Origin of the sequence: Bradyrhizobium sp. Tv2a-2 (genome assembly GCF_000472425.1) — a bacterium.
Taxonomy (GTDB): domain Bacteria; phylum Pseudomonadota; class Alphaproteobacteria; order Rhizobiales; family Xanthobacteraceae; genus Bradyrhizobium.
On sequence record NZ_AXAI01000002.1, the window covers coordinates 271,527 to 296,364 of the forward strand.

At 63.9% G+C, this 24,838-nt stretch carries 18 protein-coding genes and 2 pseudogenes; 9 read left to right on the forward strand and 11 right to left on the reverse strand.

Features of this window, described 5'->3' with window-relative positions; all coding sequences use genetic code 11:
* Positions 1 to 52 precede the first annotated feature (52 nt).
* The 3 genes from A3AI_RS0104790 to A3AI_RS0104800 all read right to left on the reverse strand — a co-directional run bounded on the left by A3AI_RS0104790 (position 53) and on the right by A3AI_RS0104800 (position 4,368).
* Positions 53 to 2,365 carry a molybdopterin-dependent oxidoreductase gene (locus tag A3AI_RS0104790; protein WP_024514479.1) on the reverse strand — a complete coding sequence of 771 codons (2,313 nt, stop codon included), beginning with the start codon at positions 2,363 to 2,365 and terminating at the stop codon, positions 53 to 55.
* 122 nt (positions 2,366 to 2,487) lie between these two features.
* On the reverse strand, positions 2,488 to 3,507 hold the full coding sequence (locus tag A3AI_RS0104795) for an amidohydrolase family protein (protein ID WP_024514480.1): 1,020 nt from the start codon (positions 3,505 to 3,507) through the stop codon (positions 2,488 to 2,490).
* A gap of 186 nt (positions 3,508 to 3,693) precedes the next feature.
* The gene (locus A3AI_RS0104800; RefSeq protein WP_024514481.1) at positions 3,694 to 4,368 is read right to left on the reverse strand and encodes an RraA family protein; all 675 of its coding nucleotides are present in this window, start codon (positions 4,366 to 4,368) and stop codon (positions 3,694 to 3,696) included.
* 256 nt (positions 4,369 to 4,624) lie between these two features.
* Here A3AI_RS0104800 and A3AI_RS0104805 point away from each other — a divergent pair, with 256 nt between their 5' ends.
* Positions 4,625 to 6,097, forward strand: coding sequence for a GH1 family beta-glucosidase (locus A3AI_RS0104805; protein ID WP_024514482.1), 1,473 nt, complete (start codon positions 4,625 to 4,627; stop codon positions 6,095 to 6,097).
* 137 nt (positions 6,098 to 6,234) lie between these two features.
* Entirely contained in the window at positions 6,235 to 7,251 is a 1,017-nt protein-coding gene (locus tag A3AI_RS0104810; RefSeq protein ID WP_024514483.1) for a L,D-transpeptidase family protein, read from the forward strand.
* Between the two features lie 11 nt (positions 7,252 to 7,262).
* Here A3AI_RS0104810 and A3AI_RS0104815 read toward each other — a convergent pair whose 3' ends face one another.
* On the reverse strand, positions 7,263 to 8,114 hold the full coding sequence (locus A3AI_RS0104815; protein ID WP_024514484.1) for a VOC family protein: 852 nt from the start codon (positions 8,112 to 8,114) through the stop codon (positions 7,263 to 7,265).
* A gap of 231 nt (positions 8,115 to 8,345) precedes the next feature.
* Between A3AI_RS0104815 and bluB the strand changes: the two genes are divergently transcribed.
* Positions 8,346 to 9,005 (forward strand): 5,6-dimethylbenzimidazole synthase, encoded by a 660-nt coding sequence (gene bluB, locus A3AI_RS0104820; protein WP_024514485.1) that lies wholly within the window; start codon positions 8,346 to 8,348, stop codon positions 9,003 to 9,005.
* Between the two features lie 237 nt (positions 9,006 to 9,242).
* Complete coding sequence (locus tag A3AI_RS0104825) at positions 9,243 to 11,201, forward strand: DEAD/DEAH box helicase (RefSeq protein ID WP_024514486.1); 1,959 nt, start codon at positions 9,243 to 9,245, stop codon at positions 11,199 to 11,201.
* A gap of 45 nt (positions 11,202 to 11,246) precedes the next feature.
* On the opposite strand, the gene A3AI_RS0104830 is transcribed toward A3AI_RS0104825, so the two are convergent.
* Positions 11,247 to 12,758 carry a helicase HerA domain-containing protein gene (locus A3AI_RS0104830; RefSeq protein ID WP_024514487.1) on the reverse strand — a complete coding sequence of 504 codons (1,512 nt, stop codon included), beginning with the start codon at positions 12,756 to 12,758 and terminating at the stop codon, positions 11,247 to 11,249.
* Between the two features lie 239 nt (positions 12,759 to 12,997).
* Entirely contained in the window at positions 12,998 to 13,246 is a 249-nt protein-coding gene (locus A3AI_RS0104835) for a hypothetical protein (RefSeq protein ID WP_024514488.1), read from the reverse strand.
* Between the two features lie 406 nt (positions 13,247 to 13,652).
* On the opposite strand from A3AI_RS0104835, the gene A3AI_RS0104845 reads away from it, so the two are divergent.
* Genes A3AI_RS0104845 through uraD form a run of 3 tightly spaced genes read left to right on the forward strand, consistent with a single transcriptional unit; the run spans position 13,653 to position 15,897 of the window.
* Positions 13,653 to 14,066, forward strand: coding sequence for a DUF3830 family protein (locus A3AI_RS0104845; protein ID WP_024514490.1), 414 nt, complete (start codon positions 13,653 to 13,655; stop codon positions 14,064 to 14,066).
* Positions 14,066 to 15,001: an allantoinase PuuE gene (gene puuE / locus A3AI_RS0104850; RefSeq protein WP_024514491.1), complete on the forward strand. Its 936-nt coding sequence runs from the start codon at positions 14,066 to 14,068 to the stop codon at positions 14,999 to 15,001. Before A3AI_RS0104845 ends, puuE begins: the two co-directional genes overlap by 1 nt.
* 8 nt (positions 15,002 to 15,009) lie before the next feature.
* Complete coding sequence (gene uraD / locus A3AI_RS0104855) at positions 15,010 to 15,897, forward strand: 2-oxo-4-hydroxy-4-carboxy-5-ureidoimidazoline decarboxylase (RefSeq protein WP_024514492.1); 888 nt, start codon at positions 15,010 to 15,012, stop codon at positions 15,895 to 15,897.
* Positions 15,898 to 16,516: 619 nt separating this feature from the next.
* On the opposite strand, the gene A3AI_RS0104860 is transcribed toward uraD, so the two are convergent.
* Positions 16,517 to 19,243: a molybdopterin-dependent oxidoreductase gene (locus A3AI_RS0104860; protein WP_024514493.1), complete on the reverse strand. Its 2,727-nt coding sequence runs from the start codon at positions 19,241 to 19,243 to the stop codon at positions 16,517 to 16,519.
* Positions 19,240 to 20,070 (reverse strand): FAD binding domain-containing protein, encoded by an 831-nt coding sequence (locus tag A3AI_RS0104865; protein WP_024514494.1) that lies wholly within the window; start codon positions 20,068 to 20,070, stop codon positions 19,240 to 19,242. Before A3AI_RS0104865 ends, A3AI_RS0104860 begins: the two co-directional genes overlap by 4 nt.
* Before the next feature lie 242 nt (positions 20,071 to 20,312).
* Between A3AI_RS0104865 and A3AI_RS0104870 the strand changes: the two genes are divergently transcribed.
* Positions 20,313 to 21,659: an 8-oxoguanine deaminase gene (locus tag A3AI_RS0104870; RefSeq protein WP_024514495.1), complete on the forward strand. Its 1,347-nt coding sequence runs from the start codon at positions 20,313 to 20,315 to the stop codon at positions 21,657 to 21,659.
* A gap of 102 nt (positions 21,660 to 21,761) precedes the next feature.
* Here the strand turns inward: A3AI_RS0104870 and A3AI_RS0104875 are convergent, their stop codons facing one another.
* From A3AI_RS0104875 to A3AI_RS0104885, 3 genes and pseudogenes are all read right to left on the reverse strand, one after another.
* Complete coding sequence (locus tag A3AI_RS0104875; RefSeq protein ID WP_024514496.1) at positions 21,762 to 22,250, reverse strand: nucleoside deaminase; 489 nt, start codon at positions 22,248 to 22,250, stop codon at positions 21,762 to 21,764.
* Positions 22,250 to 22,657, reverse strand: a pseudogene (locus A3AI_RS46005) (ABC transporter ATP-binding protein); the annotation flags it as partial. The gene A3AI_RS0104875 and the pseudogene A3AI_RS46005, both read right to left, overlap by 1 nt.
* Positions 22,629 to 23,133: pseudogene (locus A3AI_RS0104885) on the reverse strand (substrate-binding domain-containing protein); the annotation flags it as partial. The pseudogenes A3AI_RS0104885 and A3AI_RS46005, both read right to left, overlap by 29 nt.
* Positions 23,134 to 23,534: 401 nt before the next feature.
* On the opposite strand from A3AI_RS0104885, the gene A3AI_RS0104890 reads away from it, so the two are divergent.
* Positions 23,535 to 24,803 carry an allantoate amidohydrolase gene (locus tag A3AI_RS0104890; protein WP_024514499.1) on the forward strand — a complete coding sequence of 423 codons (1,269 nt, stop codon included), beginning with the start codon at positions 23,535 to 23,537 and terminating at the stop codon, positions 24,801 to 24,803.
* Positions 24,804 to 24,838: the final 35 nt, after the last annotated feature.

The window sequence follows — 24,838 nt, forward strand, 5'->3', positions numbered from 1 at the left end:
CGCCTTCAGGGTGACGGTGACAATTTGGAGCTCTTCGCCCCGAGGGCCAGCTCTACTGATGGATCCGCTGCGAGATCGCATCGAGCGCCGCCGCTTCAGCGGCCGGCAGCCTCTCGAGCCGGACGGCGACATGTTTGTGATAGGGCGTGCCGGCGACCGGATCGCGATTCTCGCTGTCGGTCAGGACGTTCACGCGCGGCCCGTTGCTCAAGCGCTCGCCGTCCCTGGCCGGGTAGGATTGGCCATAGCCATGGGGCAGCGCCAATTGGCCCTCGCGCATGCTGTCATCGGCCTTGGCGCGCGCGACGATGTGCCCGGCGCGCGATTTCACAACAATCCATTCGCCGTCAGCCGCGCCGAGCGATGCCAGGTCCCTGGCGTTGACCAGCAGCGCACCGTCGGGATCGTCGCGCCGCCAGGCTGGATCGCGGAAGATCTGGTTGGCATTGAACATCCGGCGCTGGCCGGCTGCGAGGATGAAGGGATAGTCCTTCGCGGGGCCTGCGGTCGCCGGATCGAGCCTGTTCAGCCAGTCCAGCATCTCGGGGATCGCGAGGTGGACCTTGCGGTCGGGATGGCTGATCAGCGACCAGACCTCGTCATAGGTATGGGTCGTGATGGCTGCGCCGCTGCGCCCTGCTACGAGCGCATCGAACAGTGCGTCCCCCAGTTCCTTGTCGGACACCTCGCTGCTCGCGCCAAGGGCGCGCCGCACAGCATCGGGCGCACGCTTGGCACAGGCGAGTGCCGCGCCCCAGAGCGGTGCCGCCGCAGCCGTTCCTTTGGGCAGGCTTGCGCCTAGCGTGTGGTAGAGCACGAGCGCACCGAGCGGCGTCGCGGCGGGATTGGCCGCCATAAAGCCCCGGAATGCCGTGGCGAAGGCGGGACGCGAACGCACGGCGGCCTCGCGCAAGGGCGCCAGCACATTGTCGCCCGGCAACAGGCCGAGCGCACGGGCAAGGCGGCTGTAGATCTCGGGCTCGGGCAGGGTACCTTCGAGTGGCGGCACCACGCCGGGGCGGATGTGGAAATAATTGGTGGGGAATTCGAAGTTGAACAGCGTGAATTCGCACTTCTCATATTGCGAGGAGGCGGGCAGCACATAATGGGCAAGCCGCGCGGTTTCGGTCATGGCGACGTCGACGACGACGCAAAGCTCCAGCGCCTGCAGCGCCCTTTCCACCTCAGCGGTGTTGGCCGCGGTGTTGGCGGGGTTGGAGCTGTCGATCCAGACGCAGCGGAGCCGATCGGGATGGTCGCCAAGCACCGCCTGCGCAAATAGGTTCGGCGGCAACAGGCCCCCAATCACCTCCGTGTCGGTGGGCGTAAATTTCTGGTTGGGTGAGTTGCCCCACAGCGGCTGCAGCCAGCTGTGCAGCTGGTTGGTGCCTTTGCGGCCGAAGCTGCCCGTCAGCATGATCAGGAGCTTTTCCAGATAGGAGTTGAGCGTCGAGTTGACGCCCTGCTGGATGCCGAGCTCGACGCGGACCGTCATCGCTTTGGCCGCAACGATCATGTCGGCGCAGCGCTCGATCTCATCAAGCGGGATGTCGGCAGCCTGCGCCCATGCCTCAACCGGGATGCGGCGCAAGGCCGTCTCGACCTCGGCATATCCTTCGGTGTGCTGCATGAGAAAGTCATGGTCCAGCGCGTCGCGCTTGACGAGGGTGGCGAGAATAGCGCCGAGCAAGAATGCGTCCGCGCCTGGCCGCACGGCCAGGTGAAGGTCGGCCATCTCGGCGGTTTCGGTGCGCCGCGGATCGATCACGATCAGCTTGCGGTTCGGATCCTTGCGGATCTGGTTGAGCTGGTCGCGGGCATTGGGAAACCCGTGCGCGACCCAGGGATTGGCGCCGATCACGAACAGCAGGTCGCAATGGTGGACGTCCTCGGCGGTGTGGCAGGTCTGGCTGCCGAACAGGTGGCCGTTGACCCAGAAATCGCCGGTCTTTTCCTGCGATAGCGCATTGAAGACATGGCGTGAGCCGAGCGCGCGCAGCACCGCATTGGCATAGGCGCCCCCGGCATGGTTGCCCTGGCCTCCGCCGCCATAGAGCGCGATGCTGTTTCCGCCATGATTTTCGACCACGGAGCGCAAGCGTGCGGCGATTTCGGCAATCGCGGTATCCCAGTCGATCGCCTCGAACGTGCCGTCGGCGCGGCGGCGCAGCGGCGTGGTCAGCCGGTCGCGGTGATGCGCGTAGAACGGGATCCGCGCGGCCTTGTTGCAGAGATAACCTTGCGATTTCGGATTGTCGCGGTCGCCGCGCACCTTGGCAATGCGGCTGTCGTCGACAAGAACCTCGATGCCACAGTTGACGTAGCAGAGATTGCAAGCCGTCTTGTGCCACGCCTGTGCCGACATCGCAAATCTCCCTTCAGCTCGATCGTGGAACAAACAATTTACATGACGATCATCATAGAAACAAATGAAAAGTGCCGGCTCAGGAGCCGGCAAAATCAATATAAAGCGAGCTGTTGGTCAGATTAATTGAACAACTCGGCTGGCAAACGGCCATAAACGCGTCTGGCGTTGCCTGCAAAGATTGCGCGCTTCTGCTCCGCGGTCAGCTGAGCGGAGCCATCGATATACCGCCGCGTGTCGTCATAGTTGAAGCCGGTCTCGGGATCGACGCCCCTGACAGCGCCGACCATCTCGGACGCAAACAGGATGTTCTCGGCAGGGATCACGCGGGTCAGTAGATCGATGCCCGCCTGGTGATAGACGCAGGTGTCGAAGAAAACGTTCTTCAGCATGCTCTCGGCGAGCGGCGGCCGCTTCTGGTCCTGGGCGATGCCGCGATAGCGGCCCCAATGATAGGGGATCGCGCCACCGCCATGCGGGATGATGAACTTCAGGGTCGGAAAATCCCTGAACAGATCGGACATCAAAAATTGCACGAAGGCGGTGGTGTCGCCGTTGATGTAGTGGCTCGCCGTGGTGTGGAAGGCGCGGTTGGCGGCGAGGCTGACATGGATCATGGCGGGCACGTCGAGCTCGACCATCGCCTCATAAAGCGGATACCACCAGCGGTCGGTAAGCGGCGGATCGGTCCAGTAGCCGCCGCTCGGATCGGGGTTGAGGTTGCAGCCGACGAAGCCGAGCTCCCCGACGCAGCGCTTGAGCTCGGAGATGCAGTTCTTCGGCTCGACGCCGGGCGATTGCGGCAGTTGACAGACGCCGGCGAAATTCTTCGGGTAGAGCTGGGTGAGGCGGTAGATGAAGGTGTTGGACAGAAGCGACCAAGCCTCGCTGACCGAGGCATCTCCGATGTGGTGGCTCATGCCGGAGGCGCGGGGCGAGAACAGCGTCAGCGACGTGCCGCGCTCGCGCTGCAGCTTGAGCTGTGCGCTCTCGACCGAGGCGCGCAACTGGTCGTCGCTCACTTTGAGAGAATCCACGCTCGGCCGCTGCGCTGGGTCGTTGATGGCGGCGATCTGGCGCTTGCGCCAGTCCAGCATCTCCCGAGGCTCGGTGGTGTAATGGCCGTGGCAATCGACGATCATGCCGCCGGTGCCAGCGGCGCGCGTCTTTCCTTCCATAGCCTCGATATTGGTCGCGGGCGGAATCGAGGCGGCGGCCGCCGCCTGCCAGAGCGGAACGTGCGGACCGCAGCAGGCACAGTGAGCCGGATGTGTCATTCCAGCATAATTGAGCATGGTGAACCTCCCTCGCGGCAGCGATGCAGACGCTCAGCGCTCGATGGTGCAACCGAGTTTCGTGAGCGCCGCATCGACCCAGGCGCGGTCGCTGTTGCCGGCCTTGATCGCGGCAAGCTGCTTGATCTCGGCCTGGTGCTTGGCTTCTGTGGCTTTCAGCACCTCCGCGGTGACATCGAACGGAACGCAGACAATGCCGTCGCCGTCGCCGACGATAAGGTCGCCCGGCGCAATCACCATGCCTTCAATCGCGATCGGCACGTTGATCTCGCCGGGGCCGTCCTTGTAGGGCCCGCGATGGGTGACGCCGGCCGCGAATACCGGGAAGTCGCCGGCATGGAGCGTGTCGTAGTCGCGGATCGCGCCATAGATGACGATGCCTCCGAGGCGGCGGGCTGCGGCATGCGCCACCATCATTTCCCCGATCAGGGAATTGGTGAGATCGCCGCCGCCATCCACCACGATGATGTCGCCGGGCTCGGCCGTGTCGAGCGCCTTGTGCACCATGAGATTGTCGCCGGGGCGGGTCTTGACGGTGAAGGCGGCGCCGGCCAGCACGCCGCCGCGATGTATCGGCCGCAGCGCCGCACCGCCCGCGGTCATCCGTGACATGGAATCGCTGATGTTGGCGACCGGCAGTTCGCGGAAGCGCGCGATAGTTGCGTTATCCACCTTGCGTTCGCGTTTGCGGATCTGAAATCCAATCACGGCTTGCTCCTCGCTTTTCTTCTTCGATTGTCATGCCCCGCGCGAATTCGGCCGGCGAGGCGCGAGCCTCAGTCAACCCCAGCTCGGCAGGGAGATCAAGGCGATGGCTGCAAGGACAGTCGCGCGTTTGCACCGCCTTCTACAAACCCGATGCATGTGCAAGACGCGCCAATTAATTTCCCGCGCTCGGGTTGTCCGGCCCGTCTTTTTCAAGCAGATTGCACCCCGAAACGCGACAAATCCGAGGGCATGACAGGTGCTGGAAAAATTCTCGCGCCGTACGTTTGCGAAGCTGGCAGGCCTGGCTTCGCTTGGCTTGGGGACGACTGCTGCAAAGGTTGAGGAAGCCCACGCTCAAGCTGTGGCCCCGAAACTGGCTCCAGGCAGCTTCCCCAGCGGATTTATCTGGGGCACGGCAACCTCCGCCTACCAGGTCGAAGGGGCCGTGAAAGAGGACGGCAGGGGACCGTCGATCTGGGATACGTTTTCGCATCAGCCCGGCCATATTGCCGACGGCACCAGCGCCGACCGCGCCAACGATCACTATCATCTCTACAAGGAGGATGTCGGCCTGATCAAAGACCTCGGGGTCAAGGCCTATCGTTTTTCGATCGCCTGGCCGCGGGTGTTTCCGGAGGGGACCGGCACGCCCAATCCCAGGGGTCTCGACTTCTACAATCGGCTGATCGATGAATTGCTGGCCAACGGCATCGAGCCATACGCTACCCTCTATCACTGGGACCTGCCGCAGGCGTTGCAGGATCGTGTCGGCGGCTGGCAGTCCAGCGAGACCTCGAAAGCCTTCGCCGATTATTCGGCCTATGTCGCGGAGCGGATTACCGATCGGGTGAAAACCCTGTTCACGCTCAACGAGGTCGGGCGCTTTCTCAATTTCGGCTATGGCTGGGCGATCGATGCGCCGGGTCTCAAGCTTCCGCCGAAGCAGCTCAACCAGGCGCGTCATAATGTGGCGCTAGCGCATGGGCTCTCCGTGCAGGCGATCCGTGCGCATGGGCGCGCCGGCACGCGAGTAGGACCGGCCGAGAACATCGCGGCCTGCGTGCCGGCGATCGACACGCCGGAAAACGTGCGCGCTGCCGAAATCGCGACCCGCGAATTGAATGCCGGATTTCTCGATGTCATTCTCGAGGGTAAATACACCGAGCATTTCCTTGAGTATGCCGGCGCGAACGCGCCGACCTTTACTGCGGATGAATTGAAGATCATCGGCGAGCGCAACGACTTCGTCGGCCTGAATATCTATGCCCCGCAATTCTATGTGGAGGCAACCGACAAGGTGCCGGGCTTTTCCGTGCTGCCGTTTCCGAACTCGTTTCCGCACATGAACTCGGAGTGGCTCAGGATCGGTCCCGAGACTGCCTATTGGGTGCCGCGGCTTGCAGCCAAGGTGTGGAACATCGACACCATCTACATCACGGAAAACGGGACATCGAGCGTCGACCAGGTTACGCCCGACGGCAAGATCTACGACCTCGACCGCATCATGTTCCTGCGCAACTATCTAACCCAGCTGCAGCGCTGCATTGCCGAGGGTGTGCCGGTGCGCGGCTACTTCCTGTGGAGCCTGATGGACAATTTTGAATGGATTTTTGGCTTTGAGAAACGCTTTGGGCTTTACCACGTTGATTTCGACACCCTCGTTCGCAAGCCGAAGCTCAGCGTCGACTTTTACCGCAACGTGGTCGCACGCAATGCGGTGGACGTTTAGGACGAGACACGGGAATAGCCAGGAATAGTCAGTAATCGTGACCGATTGCGCGGTTGCGGAAATCCGTCTCGGTTTGTTGAATTGACCATGCGGCGAAGAATGACATTGTTCGCCCTTTCAATTTCGGATTCAACGAGATGCTTGGTCGTCAAATTGGCTCCATTTTGTTCGTTGCTTTCATACCCATTGCAGCAGCTGCCGCGGAAATCGATCCGGCGGGGATAAATGCTGCCGGCTACGCCGAAGTTAGCCTGGACGGCGACATTCACGCCGAGGTCGTCAAGGCGCAGATTCTGCTCGATCGCGCCAATCTGTCGCCAGGAGAGATCGACGGCCAGTATTCGGCACGACTGGAGCAGGGGATTGCCGCCTTCGCCGAAGCCTATGGTCTACCCGCCGACACTGGCTGGAGCCGCGCGCTCTGGCTTTCGCTCACCTCCAATGTCACCGGTCCCGTCCTCGTCGATTACGCGCTGACCAGGGACGACCTGAGGGGTCCCTTCGTGCAGCTGCCTTCGAAGATCGAGGACATGCAGTCATTCAAGACGCTCGGCTTTGCCAATGTGCGCGAGGCGCTCGCCGAGAAATTTCACATCAGTGAGCAGTTGCTCGCAGCGCTCAATCCCGACGCATCGTTTTCCGAGGTGGGCGAGAAAATCCTGGTTCCTAATGTTCTCGTTTCCGGCGTATCAGGCGAACGCAAGGCCGCCGCTGCGCGCATCGATGTCGACAAGGATCGGCAAACCGTGAAGGTCTATTCCGCGAAGAATGATCTCATCGCGTTCTTTCCTGCATCTGTCGGCAGCGATAACAAGCCGTCGCCATCGGGAACGCTGAAGGTCACGCTGATCGAGAGCGATCCGTCCTATCACTACAATCCGAAATACCAGTTCAAGGAGGTCGAGAAGCAAAGGCCGTTCGATCTCAACCCCGGCCCCAACAATCCGCTCGGCACGACTTGGATTGCGCTGTCCAAGCCGAGCTACGGCATTCACGGCACGCCAGAGCCGTCCCGGGTCGGCCTCGCCGCCTCGCATGGTTGCGTGCGCCTCACCAATTGGGACGCGCAGCGGCTCGCGGGCATGCTGACCAAGGGCGTACCCGTCAATTTTAAGGCCCGCAGCGAAATCGACTCTGTCTTCGTCGCATATTGAGAACGGCTGATCTAATCGCCGACGAAAGCGAGCAGCGTGCCATTGCCGGCTGCTGGCGGCACGCACATCGACCCACCGCTGCGAATAGCGACGCCGCCCAGCGCCTTCTCGGCAGCGGCGAGATCGGCGGCAATGACCAGGCCGGCACTGCCGCGTTCGGGCAGGACTGCGAGCGGCACTTGTGGGTAGCGGCTCGCCAATTGCTCCTTGGTCATGAAGACGAAGTCGGCGCGATTTGCGCCGGAGAGCACCACCACGCTGCCGTCAGCCTGTTCGCGCGCCTCGCGATCAATCATGCCCGACAGATGCGCGGCCTCCACAGCGGGCTCCGGCGACACCAGCAGCACCTGCCGCAGGCGCCTGGCGCCATTGGCATGCGTCATCAGCTCAGGGATCCATACGGTTTCGCGGGTTTTGTGCTGGCAGGCGAAGATGCGCACGCCGCCCGGCGCTTCCGCAACCGGCCACTGGAAGGTGCGGAATTTCGCAGCCGACACCCTCCCGTCCGGCATGGTCACCGGACGCTCGAAATCGGTCGGTCCAACCGGCGGGTAACCGCGGGCACGAATTTCCTCCGCGCCTGCAGCGGAATCCAGCGCGGTGAAAGCGATACGCTCGATGCCCTCGCGCTTCTCGAGAAAAGCGCGCGCCGGCACGTTGTGCTCGGTCGGGTTCAGCACGCCGAGCAGCTCGATGTAGTCAGGGTCGAGCATGATCGTGTAGTTGCCCGAGCCCATATGCGCGCTGTGCGTGCCGCGTGGCGAGACAGTGAAGCCGAGCTTCTTCCAGTTCGCTGCCGCCTGATCCAGATCCCGGACCATGATCACCGCATGGTCGATACCGACGACGTTCTTGAGTGCCACTTCAAATTTCTCCAGCGAAAGCTTTGTTGATGCCGGTCGAGGCCAAAGGCGGCCTGGGACGGCCGCGCGAGCCGGCGGCGGCCTTTGGTGCGGTCGTCTCGGGCAATGTACGATGGAAGGAAAATCGAGTCATTTTCTTAAATGGCAGCGGGACGCCAAAATTTGCGTCCAACCGGGCGGTCGGGGTTCTTTTGCTGTTGGGTACGAAGTCCGTTGTGGTAATACGCGGCTATGACAGGCGAAGCTACAACGCGGCCGCCGCGCTTCGATGCGGCTTTCAGGGCGCAGTTCGCCGAGCTCGTGCGCTGGCGCCGCGACGTGCGCCGTTTTCGCCTCGACGCCGTCGCCCCCGAGTTGCTGGAGCGGCTGCTCGCGCTCACCGCTTGTGCTCCATCGGTGGGCCTGAGCCAGCCCTGGCGCTACGTGCTGGTGGAGAGCGATGAGCGGCGGCACGCGATCCGCGACAATTTTTTGCAAGCCAACAAGGCGGCGCTCGAAGGCTATGGCGGCGAGCGGCAGGCGCGCTATGCGCGGCTCAAGCTCGAGGGGCTGTCGCAGGCGCCGGTCCATCTCGTTGTCTGCGCCGACGAGACGACGGCGCAGGGGCATGGCCTCGGGCGCCAGACCATGCCGGAGACCATCCGCTATTCGGTGGTCGCCGCAATCCAGACGTTATGGCTTGCCGCACGCGCCGAAGGGCTCGGCCTCGGCTGGGTCTCGATTCTCGATCCTGGCGCGGTGAGGTCGGCCTTGGATCTTCCGCCAGACTGGACCTTCATCGCCTATCTGTGCATCGGCTGGCCTGAGGAGGAGCATGACGATCCCGAGCTGGAGCGGCATGGCTGGCAGGAGCGGACATGCGCGGAGTCGGTCAAACCGCTCAAGCGGTGAGACCGGGCGCAGACACCCTCAACATGCGGTAAAAAGACTCCCAAATGCCGGATGTAGCGGGGACGGGCTGGCCCTGAGGGGAGGCGCCGACGCGGTATGGGGCATGGTGATTTGGCCTCTCTTGGCGTAAAGCGTCTGAATCAAATCGCCATGCGGGCTGCTTTGCCACCGGGCGGCCGGCTTCAGGTCGCTTCGGCTTGACGTCCTGCGCCTGAACCAACCAAGGTTTTCCATCTCGTGCCATTCCCGACCACAAGTCCGCCGCTCGCCCGAGCTTTAGCCGAGCGCAGCTACGATCGGCCGACCCCCGTTCAGACCGCCGTGCTTGCAGAAGAAGCTTCGGACCGCGACCTGCTCGTTTCGGCCCAGACCGGCTCGGGCAAGACCGTCGCTTACGGGCTCGCAATTGCCAGGAATCTTCTGGGCAGCGTCGAGCGGTTTGAGCCGGCCGCAGCGCCGCTTGCCTTGATCGTCGCGCCAACGCGCGAACTTGCCTTGCAGGTACATCGCGAACTCGCCTGGCTTTATCAATATGCGGACGGGCGCGTCGTCTCCTGCGTCGGCGGCATGGATCCGCGCCGCGAACAGCGCGAGCTTGCCGCGGGCGCACACATCGTGGTCGGAACGCCCGGCCGATTGTGCGATCACCTGCGGCGAAATCATCTCGACGTCTCGGAATTGAAGGCCGTCGTGCTCGATGAGGCCGACGAGATGCTCAATCTCGGCTTTCGCGAGGATATGGAATTGATCCTCAGGACCACGCCGGACGCGCGTCGAACATTGTTGTTCTCGGCGACATTCCCGCCGGGCATCGTTGCGCTGGCGAAGCAGTATCAGCAACGGGCGTTCCGGATCGAGGTTGCCGGCGACGAAGGCGGCCATGCCGACATCGAGTACCGCGCCATACGGATCGCTCCTGGTGATGTCGAGCACGCGGTCGTCAATGTCTTGCGCTTTTTCGAGTCGCCGAGCGCGCTCGTGTTCTGCAACACGAGAGATGCCGTCAGGCATTTGCAGGCCGCGCTTTTGGAGCGCGGGTTTTCCGTGGTCGCGCTATCAGGCGAATTGACGCAGAACGAGCGAACCCAGGCGCTGCAGGCGTTGCGGGATGGACGCTCCCGCGTCTGCGTGGCGACGGACGTGGCGGCGCGCGGCATCGACCTGCCGAGCCTCGACCTCGTCATTCACGCGGATCTGCCGAAAGACCCCGAGGTCATGCAGCATCGCTCGGGCCGCACAGGCCGTGCGGGGCGCAAAGGTGTCAGCATCCTGCTGGTGCCGCCGGCGCGAAAGCGACGTGCGGAATTGCTGCTGAATCTGGCCGGTATTGATGCCATCTGGGGCACGGCGCCCCAGGCGGAAGAAATCCGCAAGCTCGATCATGAGCGCATGCTGCAGGATGCGGTATTCACCGAGGAGACGACCTCCGACGATCTGATCCTGGCGCGGGCATTGCTCGCCGAGCGATCGCCCGAGGACATCGCCGCGGCGCTCGCGCGGCTCTATCGCACGCGCCTGCCTTCGCCCGAAGATATTCTCGATCCCGGTCAGGATAGCGGCCGGTCCCGTGATGGCCACGGTCGGGAAAACGCCCGGATGTCGCGCGGCGACGATCGGCCCAGTGGGTCCCGGTCGAAGACAGGAAAATCGTCGTCGCGTCACGGCATGGCGGAGGCCAGCGTATGGTTCCGCGCCGCCATTGGACGAAAAAAGAACGCGGAAGCGCGCTGGCTCTTGCCGATGATCTGCCGTCGTGGCGGCATCGACAAGCATGACATCGGCGCTATCCGGATTATGGACACGACCACCGAGTTCGAAATTTCCGAGCGGGTGGCAGCATCCTTCGCGGTCAAGGTCCGGCGTCCTGACAAGGAAGACAACATCCGCATCGAGCCGCTGGCGGACAGGCCCCGCGGTGAGTCGCCTCCGGAAAAGCAGCCACGCGCGCCCTGGCGCGAGGCCGGCGATACCGATCGCGATGCGCGCCGAAGCGACAATTCTCGTGACGAGACACGACCACAGCACCGTGGCAAGCCTCACGGCGAACACAGGTCGAAATTCGGCGGCGAAAAGGCTTTCGGCAAGAAAAACAAACACCGGAACAAGTCCGGCCACGCGGGACTAGCGCGGCCGGGAGGCGCGTCGCGCCCGAAAGGCGCATCCGGAAAGAAGGTCGGGAAAAAGCGTCGCGGCTGATCAGCCGCTCAGGTGCATGAGGGGAGTGCGCGCTCGAACATCGCCCTATGGAGACGCACTGTTGCAGCCTTGCTCCGTCGGCAGCTCCTCGGCATTGGGATCGCCCGGTGCAGTCGCCCAGGCCAGCTCGACGAGTGTCACGATCCTCCGACCTGCGCCGTCAAGCTGGCAAACGATGAGGCCCTGCTCCTCGATGTAGTTCAAAAGACGCTGCGCGCGGCGCAGCGAGTGTGAGCCATAGGCCCGTGCAATCGCTGCATCGCTCGGGCAGGGCCACCCCTCCTTTGCCGCGCGGGCGATCATCATGAAGATACCTTGCATATCCTCGGGGAGGATGGAGGCACGGAGCGAGACGTCCTGCCACGCATCGTCCTCCGCCAGATCTGAGCCGACCCCGGCGCGGGCATGCGTCAGCATGCGGCGGAATTCACCGAGGTCCGGCGCCGCCGAACCGAGCCCCTCGATGCGGCAGCGGACCACGAACTCCTGATAGAGGACGCCGATGGCGCGAAACCCGGCGTCGGGCTCCGCCAGGATGGCACGCAGAATACGGTCCACGCGCTCTCGCCGCTCCGCCAGTTCTTCGGCGCTGAGCAGCTGCTCGAGCGGATCAGGACCAGGCTCCAGAGCCGCCGACTTCGCCGCCATGAGCTGGTTGAGCAGATCCGGCGACGGCCGGCGCTGGGGGCGGATATTCTCGGGCGGCGCCGCTGCAAGGATGATGGCGCGTGCGTCCTCCAGTGTCGCTTCCGGCAGCGGCATCAGACGCGGGGTCGCATTGCGCGGACTTGTATCCGTTGGACCGATGCGCAGTCCCAGCGGACGGCGGGAGAGGGCCGGGCCCAGCGCCATGAAATGCCCGCGCTCGAGGTCGCGGAAAGCGTCGGCCTGCCGTCGCTCCATGCCGAGCAGGTCAGCGGCGCGCGCCATGTCGATATCCAGGAAGGTGCGGCCCATCAGGAAATTGGACGCCTCGGCCGCGACGTTCTTGGCGAGCTTTGCCAGTCGCTGGGTTGCGATGACCCCTGCAAGCCCGCGTTTGCGGCCACGGCACATCAGGTTCGTCATGGCGCCGAGCGAGAGCTTGCGCGCTTCGTCGGACACCTCGCCCGCGATCGCCGGCGCGAACAGCTGCGCCTCGTCCACCACCACCAGCATCGGGTACCAGTGGTCGCGGGCGATCTCGAAAAGTCCATTGAGGAACGCAGCGGCGCGCCGCATCTGGTTCTCGGCGTCGAGCCCCTCGAGATTGAGCACCGTGGAGACGCGATGGATGCGCGCACGCTCGCCGGCGATCTGCAGGCTCCGCTCGGTATGCTCCTCGGCATCGATCACGAGGTGACCGAAACGTTCGGCGAGCGTCACGAAGTCGCCTTCGGGGTCGATGATGGTCTGCTGCACCCAGCTCGCGCTCTGTTCCAGCAGACGGCGCAACAGGTGGGATTTGCCGCTTCCCGAATTGCCCTGCACCAGCAGCCGCGTCGCCAGCAATTCCTCCAGGTCGAGAACAGCCGGGGAGCCTGCCGTCGTGTGTCCCATCTCGATCGCAACGGCCATGTCTCGACTCAAACGTCTCCTTGCGGGGGAGGGCTTAGCAACCTGATCGCAGCCCGTCGAGCGGCCGCTTCATGTTCCACACAGCCGCGCGACGGAGGCCCGGCCGCGCCCCTTGCAGGAACGTTTCTGGCTTTTGATCGTCCGCTACAACGGCGAGCCGGGGCACTGCCCCACAAACTGCAAGTCCGCCGAAGCGCTGGCGCATCGGCGGACTTGATCAGACAATTCAGGATTTCAGCCTACTGTCCGGCGGGTGCGGATATTACGCCGCCTTCAAGGTGTGACCGCAGATAGCCATAGTCCGGATAGCCAGGCAACCACGCATAGGAGTCGCGGTAGCGATAGGCGTAGGGATCGCGATATTGGTCGGCCGCGACCGGCGCCGTGCGATACGCCCTCACGTGATGGCGCTCGTGTGCGGTGGCCGCGCCGATTGTCGTGCCGGTCAGTGCGACGGAGGCCAGGATAGCAAGCACAGTCTTCTTCATTTCATCTTCCCCGTGATTTTCGGGCGCTACCCGCAGCGATCCAAGACGAGTTGCGGATCGGCTCGCCACGGGAGATATGGCCGGCCTCCGATGAATATTACGCCATCTGCACCACGAAGAGGCGAGCAAATCTCGTGATCAGCTGCTCCATTTCGGCTAAATATTCGGCAGTCGCGGCACCTGTGCTGATAGACTTCGCATGCGTGATCCGGTTCAATGCCGGGAACCAAGGTTTTGTGAGCCGCCGCGCCGTCTCCGCGGGCCGAGGTCAAGCCGGCGCCGCCGCCAGAGCCTGAGACCCAGCGGAGCGGCCTCTTCGGCTGGTCGTTCGACCGCCGGCAAGATCAATAGTCAACACTCAATACCCGACACCATCGACCACGAGAGCGATCCGAAAGAGCAATCCATGAGCCAACTGATCATCCGAGCGGGCGACTTCACTTTCGAGGGCCGATTCGAGGAGCAGCTCGCACCCAAGACCTGCGCCGCCTTCAAGAAGCACCTGCCGTTCGAGAGTCAGGTGATCCATGTCCGCTGGAGCGGCGAGGGGGTATGGATGCCGCTCGGCGATCTCGATTTCGGTGTTTCCTACGAAAACCACACCAGCTATCCGGCGCCGGGCCAGATCATCCTTTATCCCGGCGGCATCAGCGAGACCGAGATTCTGCTCGCCTATGGCAGCGTGCATTTCGCGAGCAAGATGGGCCAGCTCGCCGGCAACCATTTCATTACGCTGACTTCGGGGCTGGAAAACCTGCCGGCGCTGGGCAAGACCGTGCTCTGGCAGGGCGCGCAGAAGATCCGCTTCGAGATGGTGTGATGGCGGACGCCCCATATCCCCGCGACCTGCGCGGCTACGGCCGCAACCCGCCGCATCCGCACTGGCCGGATAATGCCCGGATCGCCGTGCAGTTCGTCGTGAATTTCGAGGAGGGGGGCGAGAACAACATCCTGCATGGCGATGCGGCGTCGGAGGCTTTCCTCTCCGATGTCCTCGGCGCGCGACCATGGCCCGGCCAGCGCCACGCCAATGTCGAGTCGATGTTCGAATATGGCTCGCGCGCGGGTTTCTGGCGGCTGTGGCGGATGTTCACCGAGCGCAAGCTTCCGACCACCGTGTTCGGCGTGGCGACCGCGCTAAAGCGCAATCCTGAGATCGTGGCCGCAATGAAGGAGGCCGGCTGGGATATCGCAAGCCATGGCCTCAAATGGATCGAGCACAAGGACATGTCGGAAGCGCGCGAGCGCGCCGAGATCGCCGAAGCCATCCGCGTCCACACCGAGGCCACCGGCGAACGCCCGCGCGGCTGGTACACCGGCCGCTCCTCGTTCAACACCATCCGCCTTCTGATGGAAGCCGGCGGGTTGATGTATCTGTGCGACTCCTATGCCGACGACCTGCCTTACTGGATCAAGGGAGCCACAGCGCCGCAGCTGATCATTCCCTATACGCTCGATGCCAACGACATGCGCTTCATCAATGCGCAGGGCTTTGGCGGCGGCGATGAGTTCTTTACCTACCTGAAGGACAGCTTTGACGTGCTCTATGCCGAAGGCGAGACACAGCCCAAGATGATGTCGGTCGGGCTGCACTGCCGCGTTGTCGGCCGTCCGGGCCGAGCCGCATCGCTGATCCGCTTTCTCGATTACGTCCAGAAGCATGATCGGGTCTGGGTGCCGACGCGGCTTCAGATCGCCGAGCACTGGCACAAAAATCTCGCGCATCTCGCCGAAAGCGCGCCAGGCTTGGGTTAGGACGCGCGATGTCGCAAACAACGCTTTCGGAGTTGAACGCCTCGAGCAAAGGCGACTTCGTCGTGCAGCTCTCCAACGTCTTCGAATATTCGCCGTGGATCGCCGAACAGGCCGCATCGCTCCGGCCGTTTGCCGGCGTCGTGCAGCTGTTCGACGCCATGAAGGCGGCCGTGGATCGGGCGCCAGAGGAGCTGCGGCACGCGCTGATCAAGGCGCATCCTGACCTCGCCGACAAGACGCAACGCGCCGCCGGGCTGACCGCGGAATCGAATGCCGAGCAGAACAGTGCAGGTCTCGATCGCCTGTCGGATGCCGAGTACGAGGCCTTCGAGCGCGTCAACAACGCCTACCGCGCCAAGTTCGGCTTTCCCTATATCGTCTGCGTCCGGCGCCAGACCAGGGATTCCATCCTGCGCGATTTCGAGCGCCGCCTGCCGAACGACGCCGCGGCCGAAACGCAGCGATCGGTCGAGGAGATCTTCCGCATCGCCGCCCTTCGCCTCGATCAGCTCGTGATCGGGGATGACCGGTTGAAGGTGCACGGCCGGCTCTCCACCCATGTGCTCGACAATCACAATGGCAAGCCTGCGTCCGGCATCGAGCTCGTCTTGACGGAGTTGTCCGAGCTCGGCGCTGCCCGCGTGATCACGCGCGCCGTCACCAATTCGGATGGCCGCACCGATGTGCCCTTGATCGGCGGCCGGCCGGTGCCGATCGGCCGCTATGAGCTGACATTTTCCGTCGGTAGATATTTTGCCGCGCGCGGCGTGCCGATATCCGATCCGCCTTTTCTCGACGAGATTCCGCTGCGCTTTGCCGCGAGCGAGCCGGAAGGCCACCTGCACGTTCCGCTCCTAGTCACGCCCTGGAGCTACGCGACCTATCGCGGGAGCTAGGGCGTGTAACAAGGCCGTAGATGTCGGCTTTTGGTGGCTCAGCAGAAAGCTTCTGCTCGATCAGAGCATTGCTGGTTTTGACCCGAGGGCGACATCCAGCGTGTCGGTTGAGAGCTGTTTTGCTAAACGCGCTGGAACCTGCATCCATGGTGCTGGGTTATTCTCGGATTCGTAAGCCAAGGGAGAAGACAAGCCAAGGGAGATCAAGCATGAAGATTGCGACCATAGCGTTGGCTGCTGCGTTCGCGCTCTCAAGCACGTTCGCATTTGCATACACAACTCACCATAAGCACAAGACCCACCATGGCACGACCTACCAAGGTACGGTCGGCATGGGCGGTGGGCCCGGTCGTGCAGGCGCGGCGAATGGCACCGTGGGCACCCCTTCAGGCGGCTGGTACGGCGCTAGAGGTGGGTTGGTTGGCGGCTCGAGTAACGGTGTCGACAGGCCGACTCGTTAATCACGAACGCGACGGATGCGGCGACGGCCGGCTACAATTCGACGAGGCTGAGTGGGGCGTGCGCAGTCGCACCTCCCGCTCTTATCAGAGCAGTGTTCCCGACGCGTAGCCATCCTTCGTGACGCGGCCTTCAGCCGCTCCTCTGGATGAGGTCGGCATCACGTCTCCCCGAACTTCTCCATCAGCTGCGGAAACAGCCGGTCCGGCTTGAACGGCACCGCGGTGAAGCGAATGCCGGTGGCGTCGGCGAGCGCGTTGCCGAGCGCCGCGGCGACCGGGTTATACGGGCTCTCACTCATCGACTTGGCACCCATCGGTCCGACCGTATCGTAGGTGTCGGCGAAAAGAACCTCGGTGCGCGGCACGTCCGCAAACTGCGGCAGATGATAGTCGCGGAAGCGCGGATTGACGATGCGGCCGCCGTCGTCGATGACCATCTCCTCGTAAAGCGCGGCGCCGAGCGACTGCGCCACGCCGCCTTCGATCTGGCCACGGCATTGCATGGGATTGGCGACGCGGCCGGCGTCTGCCGCCTGCACGCTCTTCAGGATTTTGACCTGTCCCGTGCCCTTGTTCACGGCGACGCGAAAGCCTTGGACATTGAAGGCGACCGAACGTGGCGTGCCGCCGGAATTGCCGGTGGCTGCAAGCGTCATGCCTTGCTGGTGCGCGCTTGCAGCCAACGCCGCATAGGAGAGTTGTTTGCCGCCGCAGACGGCGGAATCGCTTTCCAGCATGCAGCCCGCGACATCGGTTCCCAGCGCCGTCGCTGCAAACGCCTTCAACTCACCGGCAAGCTTTTCGGCCGCGACTTGGGTCGCAAGACCGGCGACAAAGGTGCCGGCCGAGCCATAGGCGCCGGTGTCGTGACCGCCATGGGCGGTGTCGGATTGCCGCAGGCGAATCTGGTCCACGGTCGTTGCAAGCGCCGAGGCCGCGATCTGGCGATGCACCGTGCTGGTGCCGTTACCAAACTCCGCGGTGCCGACCGTCAGCTCGAAGCCTCCGTCGTCGCGCAGTTCAATCGCGGTGTCCGCGATGTGTCCGTCGGGCGGGACGGTATCGATCATGGTGAGCGCAATGCCTTCGCCGACCAGCCAATCCGGCGAGAGATCGGCTTGCGCTGTCTCCGCCTGCATCGCGCGTTCGACCAGGTCGAGGCATTGGTCGAGGCCGTAGGAGCCGTACACCACGTCGGTCTCGCCATAGCCTTGCGGTGACAGCATGGGATCGCCGGGCTTCACGATATTGCGCCGGCGCATGTCGTAGGGACTGATGCCGAGCTGTTTTGCGAGCTCGTCGATTGCCGCTTCGACGGCCAACAAGGTCTGCGGCAGACCGTAGCCGCGGAAGGCCCCGGCCGGCACCGTGTTGGTATAGGCGACGACGGCATCGACCTTCTTGTTCGGGCAGTTATAGACGCCGATGCTTTCGCCGCAGGAGTGGAACAGGACCGGGCCGGCATGGTTGCCATAGGCGCCGGTGTTGGAGAGGACGTCGAGATAAAGCGCCGCCAGCTTGCCGTCCTTGTCGGCGCCGGCCTTGACGGTGACGCGCATGGGATGTCGCGTCGAGGTCGCGATGAATTGCTCCTCGCGCGTGAGTTCAAGCTTCACCGGCCGGCCGGTCTTCAGCGCGGCCAGCGCCAATATGTCCTCGACGAACATCTCCTGCTTGCCGCCAAACCCGCCGCCGACGCGTTCGCAGAACACGCGAATTTTTTCCGGCACCAGGTTGAAAATCTCGGTCAGCGCGCGGCGCGTCAGGAACGGCACCTGCGTGCTCGAGCGCACGGTCAGGATGCCCTGCTCATCGACCCAGGCGAGACCGCCATGGGTCTCCAGGGCGGCGTGCTGGACGCGCTGGGTGGTGAAGGTGCCTTCGTATCTTGCGGCTGAGTTGGCAAGGGCGGTTGCGACATTGCCGAACTCGCCATGCGCCTCGGCCACGATGTTGCGCGCTGCATTGGCAACGCGCTGCTCAGTGGTCCGGCCCGGATGGATCACCGGCGCGCCCGGCGCGATGGCTTGGGCGGGCTCGAACACGGCAGGCCAGGTCTCGTAGTCGATCGCAAGCTTGCGGCAGCCTTCTTCCGCGGCGGCCTCGGTCTCCGCGACCACGGCGGCCACGCGCTGGCCGATGAAGCGGACGACCCTGTCCAGCATGAGAGTGTCGTCCGGGTCCATCCAGGCTTTCTCGTGCCGCGCGGTCGAGTACAGCCGGTCCGGCGAGTCCTCGTAGGTCAGCACGGTGGCGACACCCGGCACGCCCAGCGCCACCGTCTTGTCGATCGATTTGATCCTGGCATGCGGATACGGTGAGCGGACGAGCTTGATGTGAAGCAGGCCCTCGATCTCGGTGTCGAACGTGTAGCGCGCGGCCCCGCGCACCACCAGCGGGCCTGCGGGTGCGGGCAGGCTGCGGCCGAACGCTGCACCAGCCTCGACCTCCTCGATATTGGTCTTGCCGTCGAGCGCGTCCTCTATCGCGCGATAGCCGGTGCAGCGGCAGATATTGCCCTTCAGCGCCGCGCCCAGATCCTGGCGCTGCGCCTGGTTCAACGAGGCGCAGGTCAGGATCATGCCGGCGGTACAGAAGCCGCATTGGAAGGCCTGGGCGTCGAGAAAGGCCTGCTGCATCGGATGTGCATGGCCTTCGGTACCGAGTCCCTCGATGGTCGTCACCGCATGGCCCTCGGCGCGAAACGCCGGGATCAGGCAGCTATGCACCGGCTCGCCGTCGATCAGCACGGTGCAGGCGCCGCAATCGCCGGCGTCGCAACCTTTCTTCACTCCGAAATGGCCGAGCTCGCGCAGGAAGGTGCGCAGGCATTGCCCGGCGCGCGGCGTTTGCCAAAGGGATTTGCCGTTGATCTCAAAACTCATGGCGGCGCCGCCGCGCCCGAGAGCTCGGACCGGATTTCCTCGGCGAGCCGCAAAGTCATGTGCTTGCGCCAGAACGGCTTGCCATGGATATCGTCGTGATAATCGCCGTCGCCGATGCCGTGCAGGATCGCCTCGCGCAGCTCGTGCGGCGCGGGCACCTTGCCGAACGCAAGCCGCACCGGCCGCTTGGTCGAAGCGCTCACCGTCAGCAGCAAGCCTCCCTCGGCCGCGATGCTGCCGATCAACAGCGCGGCCGAGCGGCCGACCGGCGCCAGCGAGATCTGCCTGAAGGCCGAGCGCCTTTTCAATGCGGCGAGCGGTATGTCGATCTGCCGCAGCAAATCGCCCGCCGCGAGGACATTGCGCTGGTTGCCGGTGACGAAGTCGAGCACAGTGACCTTCCGCTCGGTGCCGTCGGCGCGCCAGATGGTGCAGACGCCGTCGAGGGCCGAGGTCAGCGAGATCATGGGCCCTGCCGGCAACGACATGCAGAGATTGCCGCCGACGGTCGCGGTTTTCCAGATTTTGAAGGACGCAAGGAAGGCCCTGCAGCACTGGTTGATCAGCGGTGCCGCCAGCCAGTCTGGGGGGCAGGCCAGCGCATCGAGCTGGGCGATGGTGCAGGTCGCGGCCATCGTCAGGCCGGTTGCGTTGACCTCGAGCGGCGGCCATTTCAGGTCGGCAAGGTCGATCAACCGGGAGAGGTGGACTTGCGGCTCCGAGAACAGCCAGGTGCCGCCTGCAAGCCACGCGTCGCCTGCCGTCCAAACGGGCAGCTCGGATCGGGCTCGTGGCCGGGCGACGTCCTTGATTGTGTTCAAATCCATGTAAACTTCAATGCTTTCAACCCAATCCTTCTGCTTGTAACAGTCTTGCAAGACCAGCGCCAATTCGGCCGGTCCTTGAATTGCAGGTCCCCGAATTACCGGAACGCAATTATCCTCGGTCATTCCGGGGCGCTTCGAAGAAGCGAACCCGGAATCTCGAGATTTCGGGTTCGATGCTTGCGCATCGCCCCGGAATGACGGCCAGTGCTTTAACTCTAAATTGAACACGGATGCCGCGCGCCATGGAGCAATCACAAGCCATCTGGATCAAGGATCCGACCGGTATTTTTGCCGACGGCGCCGCGCGTGGCGTGGTGGTGAAAGACGGCAGGATCGTCGAGCTGGTGCCGGCCGGCGGCACACCGGCGACCGCGGATGCCGTGGTATTAGATGCCAGCCAGCACGTGGTGCTGCCCGGGCTCATCAACACCCACCACCATTTCTACCAGACGCTGACCCGGGCGCTGCCGGCTGCGATGGATCGCGAACTCTTCCCGTGGCTGCAGGCGCTCTATCCGGTGTGGGCGCGGCTGACGCCGGAGAGGCTTGAGCTTGGCGTCACGGTGGCGATGTCCGAATTGCTGCTGTCGGGCTGCACCACCACGACCGACCATCACTATGTCTTTCCGGCCGGGCTTGAGGATGCCCTGGACATCGAAGTCGCCGTGGCAAAACGGCTCGGCATGCGCGTTCTGCTGACACGCGGCTCGATGAACCGCTCGCAGCGAGATGGCGGGTTGCCGCCCGACAGCGTGGTGCAGGATGAAGATACTATCCTCGCTGACAGCGCGCGCGTGGTCGTGAGGCACCATGAGCGCGGCGAGGATGCCATGGTGCAAATTGCGCTTGCGCCATGCTCGCCGTTTTCGGTGACGACCTCCCTGATGCGCAGGACCGCGGAGCTTGCCGAGAAGCTCGATGTCCGGCTGCACACGCATCTCGCCGAGACCGCGGACGAGAACACATTCTGCGAGCAGCTCCACCATTGCCGTCCGCTCGATTATCTCGAGCAGTGCGGCTGGCTCAATTCCCGCACCTGGCTTGCGCACGGCATCTTCTTCAATGCCGAGGAGATCAAGCGGCTGGGCCGGGCGAGGACGAGCATCAGCCACTGCGCCTGCAGCAACCAGCTGCTGGCGTCGGGCTGCTGTCCGGTCTGCGAGATGGAGGCGGCGGGCGTCGGCATCGGCCTCGGTGTCGATGGCTCCGCGTCGAATGACGCTTCCAATCTGATGCAGGAGGTTCGCGCCGCGTTCCTGCTGCAACGGGCGCGCTATGGCGTGCTCAAGGTCAGCCACAAGGACGCGCTGCGCTGGGCCACCAGAGGCTCGGCGGCATGTGTCGGCCGGCCGGAGCTTGGCGAGATCGCGGTGGGCAAGGCCGCCGACCTTGCGCTGTTCAAGCTCGACGAATTGCGCTTCTCCGGCCATGGCGATCCCGTCGCCGCGCTGGTGCTGTGCGGCGCACATCGCGCCGACCGGGTGATGGTTTCAGGCAAATGGGCCGTTGTCGACGGCGCCATTCCGGGCCTCGACGTCGCCGACCTGATCCGCCGTCACAGCGCAGCGGCGCGTGCGATGCAGGGCTAAACCGAGGCAGAGCGCAGCGAAACCCATCATGTCACATGCGGCGAGAATTCGTGGGTTTCGCTGCGCTCTACCCACTCTACGAGCGACGAACGACGCTGGCGGCTACTTCCACACGCCATCGTGCAGCGCGGCGGCTTCGTCCTCGAGCAGCGGGCCGACGACCTCGGTTGGGCGCTGGCCGTTCTTGAAGACCTCGCGGCAGGGCAGGTCGAGAGTGGGATTTTCCGGATGGTTGCCGGTGATGCCGCGCAGGCGGTGCTCGCTCAAGCCATAGACCAGACGGCCGATGCCGGCCCAATACATCGCGCCCGCGCACATCGCGCAGGGCTCCGCCGAGGAATAGAGCGTGGATGCCGCAAGCACGTCCTTGGGCAACGTCCGGCAGGCCTCAGTCGCCAGCAGCCGTTCGGCATGTGCCGTGCCGTCATGTGCCGGCATATAGCCGTTCTCGCTCTCCAGCAGCACCTTGCCGTCCTTGTCGACGAGAATGGCGCCGAAGGGATGGTTGCCGTGGGTCATGGAGCGGCGGGCCACCTCGAAGGATCGCCGCAGGAAATGCGCATCGCGGTCGCCAGAACTCGGATCGGACATCAATGGCCTGCCATGTGGCGGCCAATCTCGGTCAAATCGGCTTCGCTCGCGCGCGCCTCATAGACCAGCTGGCCGTGAAACATCACGACCAGACGATCCGACAATTCCAGGAGCTCGTCCAGATCCTCGCTGACGAGAAGCACGGCGGCACCGCGGTTTCGCGCGGCCATGATCTCGGCATGGATTTGCGCGACCGCGGCGAAGTCCAGCCCGAAGCAGGGATTGGCCGCGATCAGGACCTCGACATCGCCGCCGAGCTCGCGCGCCAGCACCGCGCGCTGTACATTGCCGCCCGACAGCGCCGCGATCGGCGTCTCGGGCGTGCGGGTCTTGATCTTGTAACGGGCGATCTTCCTCCTCGCATCCTCGCGAAACGCCGACTTCTTCAACCACCACGAAGCCGAGCTTGCCGCTCTTGGTCGAATAGCCCGCGACGATGCCGGAGACGTATTGCGCTTCGTCGATATAGCCGAAATAGCTGCCCGCGTTCTTCGGGTCCTTGTCGGTCCAGAGGCCGCCGCAGTGCTCGAAGTGCAGCTTCGGGTACCTGTTGGCCATCTTGATCATGTGCGGGTTGTAGTAACGAGGTCGGGAATAGCAGCGTAGCACCGTCGAGATTGATCATGGACTCCATGGTCTTCTCGACCGCGTCGGTTTCGGGGACCTTCTCCTCCTCGACCACCTTGATGCCGGGCAGCTTCTTCAACGCCGCCGCACCTTGTGCGTGTGCCTGGTTGTAGCCGTAGTCATCGCGCGATCCGACATAAATAAGACCAATGGTTGTGTCGACGGCGAAAGCCGAGCGCATGCCCAGCGCTGAGCCCAAGGTCAGGGCGGCGCTTCCCTGCAAAAGATGACGTCGTGAAATCCTGCCAAAATCCATTGCCTGCTCCCTTGGCGGCTAAACCGCCGCTTATCTCGTGGCCACGCCGATCGGCGGAGCCCGGGAGCTACAGTCGCAAGCTTCGTGCCACAGCTGTTTTACTGTGCGATGCAGACAAGATATTGAAATATCGACAATATTTAACCCGTCCAAAACTTGGGCTGGCGTTCTATAGATAAAAAAATAAGCTATATCTTTGAATTGTATGCAAGAGAGTTGAGCAGCCGGTAAGCCTGTCCGGAGCGTGGGGATCGAGGCCGCCGGCGGCATTTATCGCTGGCCAGGCGTGTTCAGGCTGCTACCAGTCCGTGCGTGCGGCGACGGCCCCCCAGTATTCGACATCGCGCCGCTGGCACCGAACTTGTATCGATGGGTGGACGCGATTTTCAGACATGAGCAAGATGGACGTTGGCACTGCTGGGCGTGAAGATCTGTCGCTGGGGCGCGAGATCGCCGAGCGGATCAACGCGCTTGCCGCGATCTCGGAAGACCCTGCCAATATCACCCGCATCTTTCTGACATCCGAGCATCGCGCGGCGGCCGACCTGATTCTGGGCTGGATGCGGCAGGCCGGCATGGCCGCGCATATCGACGCGATCGGTAACGTCTGCGGCCGCTACGAGGGCGAGCGTCCGGGCCTGCCGGCGCTGATGCTGGGCTCGCATTACGACACGGTGCGCGACGCCGGCCGATGGGATGGCCCGCTCGGGGTGATCACCGCGATCTCCTGCGTTGCCGATCTGCACAGGCGCGGCCTCAGGCTGCCGTTTGCGATCGAGGTGGTTGGCTTTGCCGACGAGGAGGGCGTGCGCTTTGCCTCCACTTTGCTCGGCAGCCGCGCGGTTGCCGGCACGTTCGACGAGGCCGTGCTCGGCGTGCGCGACATGACGGGGGTGTCACTGGGCGAGGCAATCACGGCGTTCGGACTTGATCCCGATCATATCGGCAAGGCAGCGCGGGTTCGCGGCGAACTGCTCGCCTATATCGAGCTGCATATCGAGCAGGGGCCGGTGCTGGAGCAGGAAGATCTCGCCGTCGGCGTGGTCACGGCCATCGCCGGCGCCACACGGCTCGCAGCGAGGCTGACCGGCATGGCCGGACATGCCGGCACCGTGCCGATGCGGCTCAGACGCGACGCGCTGTCAGGCGCGGCCGAATGCATCGGAGTGATCGAGGAATTTTGCCGCACTGACCAGGCTGGTCTCGTCGGCACCGTCGGATATATCCACGCGTTGCCCGGCGCGACCAATGTCATCCCGGGCCAGGTCTCCTTCACCATCGACATGCGCGCGCCGACCGACATGCACCGCCGCCGTGCGGTCACCGATGTCGCCAGGCAGATCGAGGCGATCGCGAAGCGCCGCGACCTCGCCTTGCAGATCGACGTCACCCATGAGAATCGCACCGCGCCTTGCGCGCCCTGGCTGAAGGCGCAGATCGCAGACGCGATCGCGGCCGAAGGCTTTCGCGTGTTCGAGCTGCCGAGCGGAGCAGGCCATGACGGCATGGCCATGATCGACATCGCCGATGTCGGCATGATCTTCGTCCGCTGCCGCGGCGGCATCAGCCACCACCCCGACGAGCATGTCGAACTCGCCGACGCCGACGCCGGTGCGCGTGTGCTGCTGCGGCTGATCGAGAATTTCAGGCCGCAGGCGGGCGGGAAGTAGCGACGGCTGTAGCGGCTGACCTCTCCCCGGCGGGG

What these genes read in the sequence shown, in the direction of transcription:
- A3AI_RS0104790 (WP_024514479.1), bottom strand. Translation starts at nt 2,365, where the DNA reads ATGTCGGCACAGGCGTGGCACAAGACGGCTTGCAATCTCTGCTACGTC.
- A3AI_RS0104795 (WP_024514480.1), bottom strand. Translation starts at nt 3,507, where the DNA reads ATGATCGTCGATTGCCACGGCCATTACACCACCGAGCCTCGGGAGATG.
- A3AI_RS0104810 (WP_024514483.1), top strand. Translation starts at nt 6,235, where the DNA reads ATGCTTGGTCGTCAAATTGGCTCCATTTTGTTCGTTGCTTTCATACCC.
- bluB (WP_024514485.1), top strand. Translation starts at nt 8,346, where the DNA reads ATGACAGGCGAAGCTACAACGCGGCCGCCGCGCTTCGATGCGGCTTTC.
- A3AI_RS0104830 (WP_024514487.1), bottom strand. Translation starts at nt 12,758, where the DNA reads ATGGCCGTTGCGATCGAGATGGGACACACGACGGCAGGCTCCCCGGCT.
- A3AI_RS0104835 (WP_024514488.1), bottom strand. Translation starts at nt 13,246, where the DNA reads ATGAAGAAGACTGTGCTTGCTATCCTGGCCTCCGTCGCACTGACCGGC.
- A3AI_RS0104845 (WP_024514490.1), top strand. Translation starts at nt 13,653, where the DNA reads ATGAGCCAACTGATCATCCGAGCGGGCGACTTCACTTTCGAGGGCCGA.
- puuE (WP_024514491.1), top strand. Translation starts at nt 14,066, where the DNA reads ATGGCGGACGCCCCATATCCCCGCGACCTGCGCGGCTACGGCCGCAAC.
- uraD (WP_024514492.1), top strand. Translation starts at nt 15,010, where the DNA reads ATGTCGCAAACAACGCTTTCGGAGTTGAACGCCTCGAGCAAAGGCGAC.
- A3AI_RS0104860 (WP_024514493.1), bottom strand. Translation starts at nt 19,243, where the DNA reads ATGAGTTTTGAGATCAACGGCAAATCCCTTTGGCAAACGCCGCGCGCC.
- A3AI_RS0104865 (WP_024514494.1), bottom strand. Translation starts at nt 20,070, where the DNA reads ATGGATTTGAACACAATCAAGGACGTCGCCCGGCCACGAGCCCGATCC.
- A3AI_RS0104870 (WP_024514495.1), top strand. Translation starts at nt 20,313, where the DNA reads ATGGAGCAATCACAAGCCATCTGGATCAAGGATCCGACCGGTATTTTT.
- A3AI_RS0104875 (WP_024514496.1), bottom strand. Translation starts at nt 22,250, where the DNA reads ATGTCCGATCCGAGTTCTGGCGACCGCGATGCGCATTTCCTGCGGCGA.
- A3AI_RS0104890 (WP_024514499.1), top strand. Translation starts at nt 23,535, where the DNA reads ATGGACGTTGGCACTGCTGGGCGTGAAGATCTGTCGCTGGGGCGCGAG.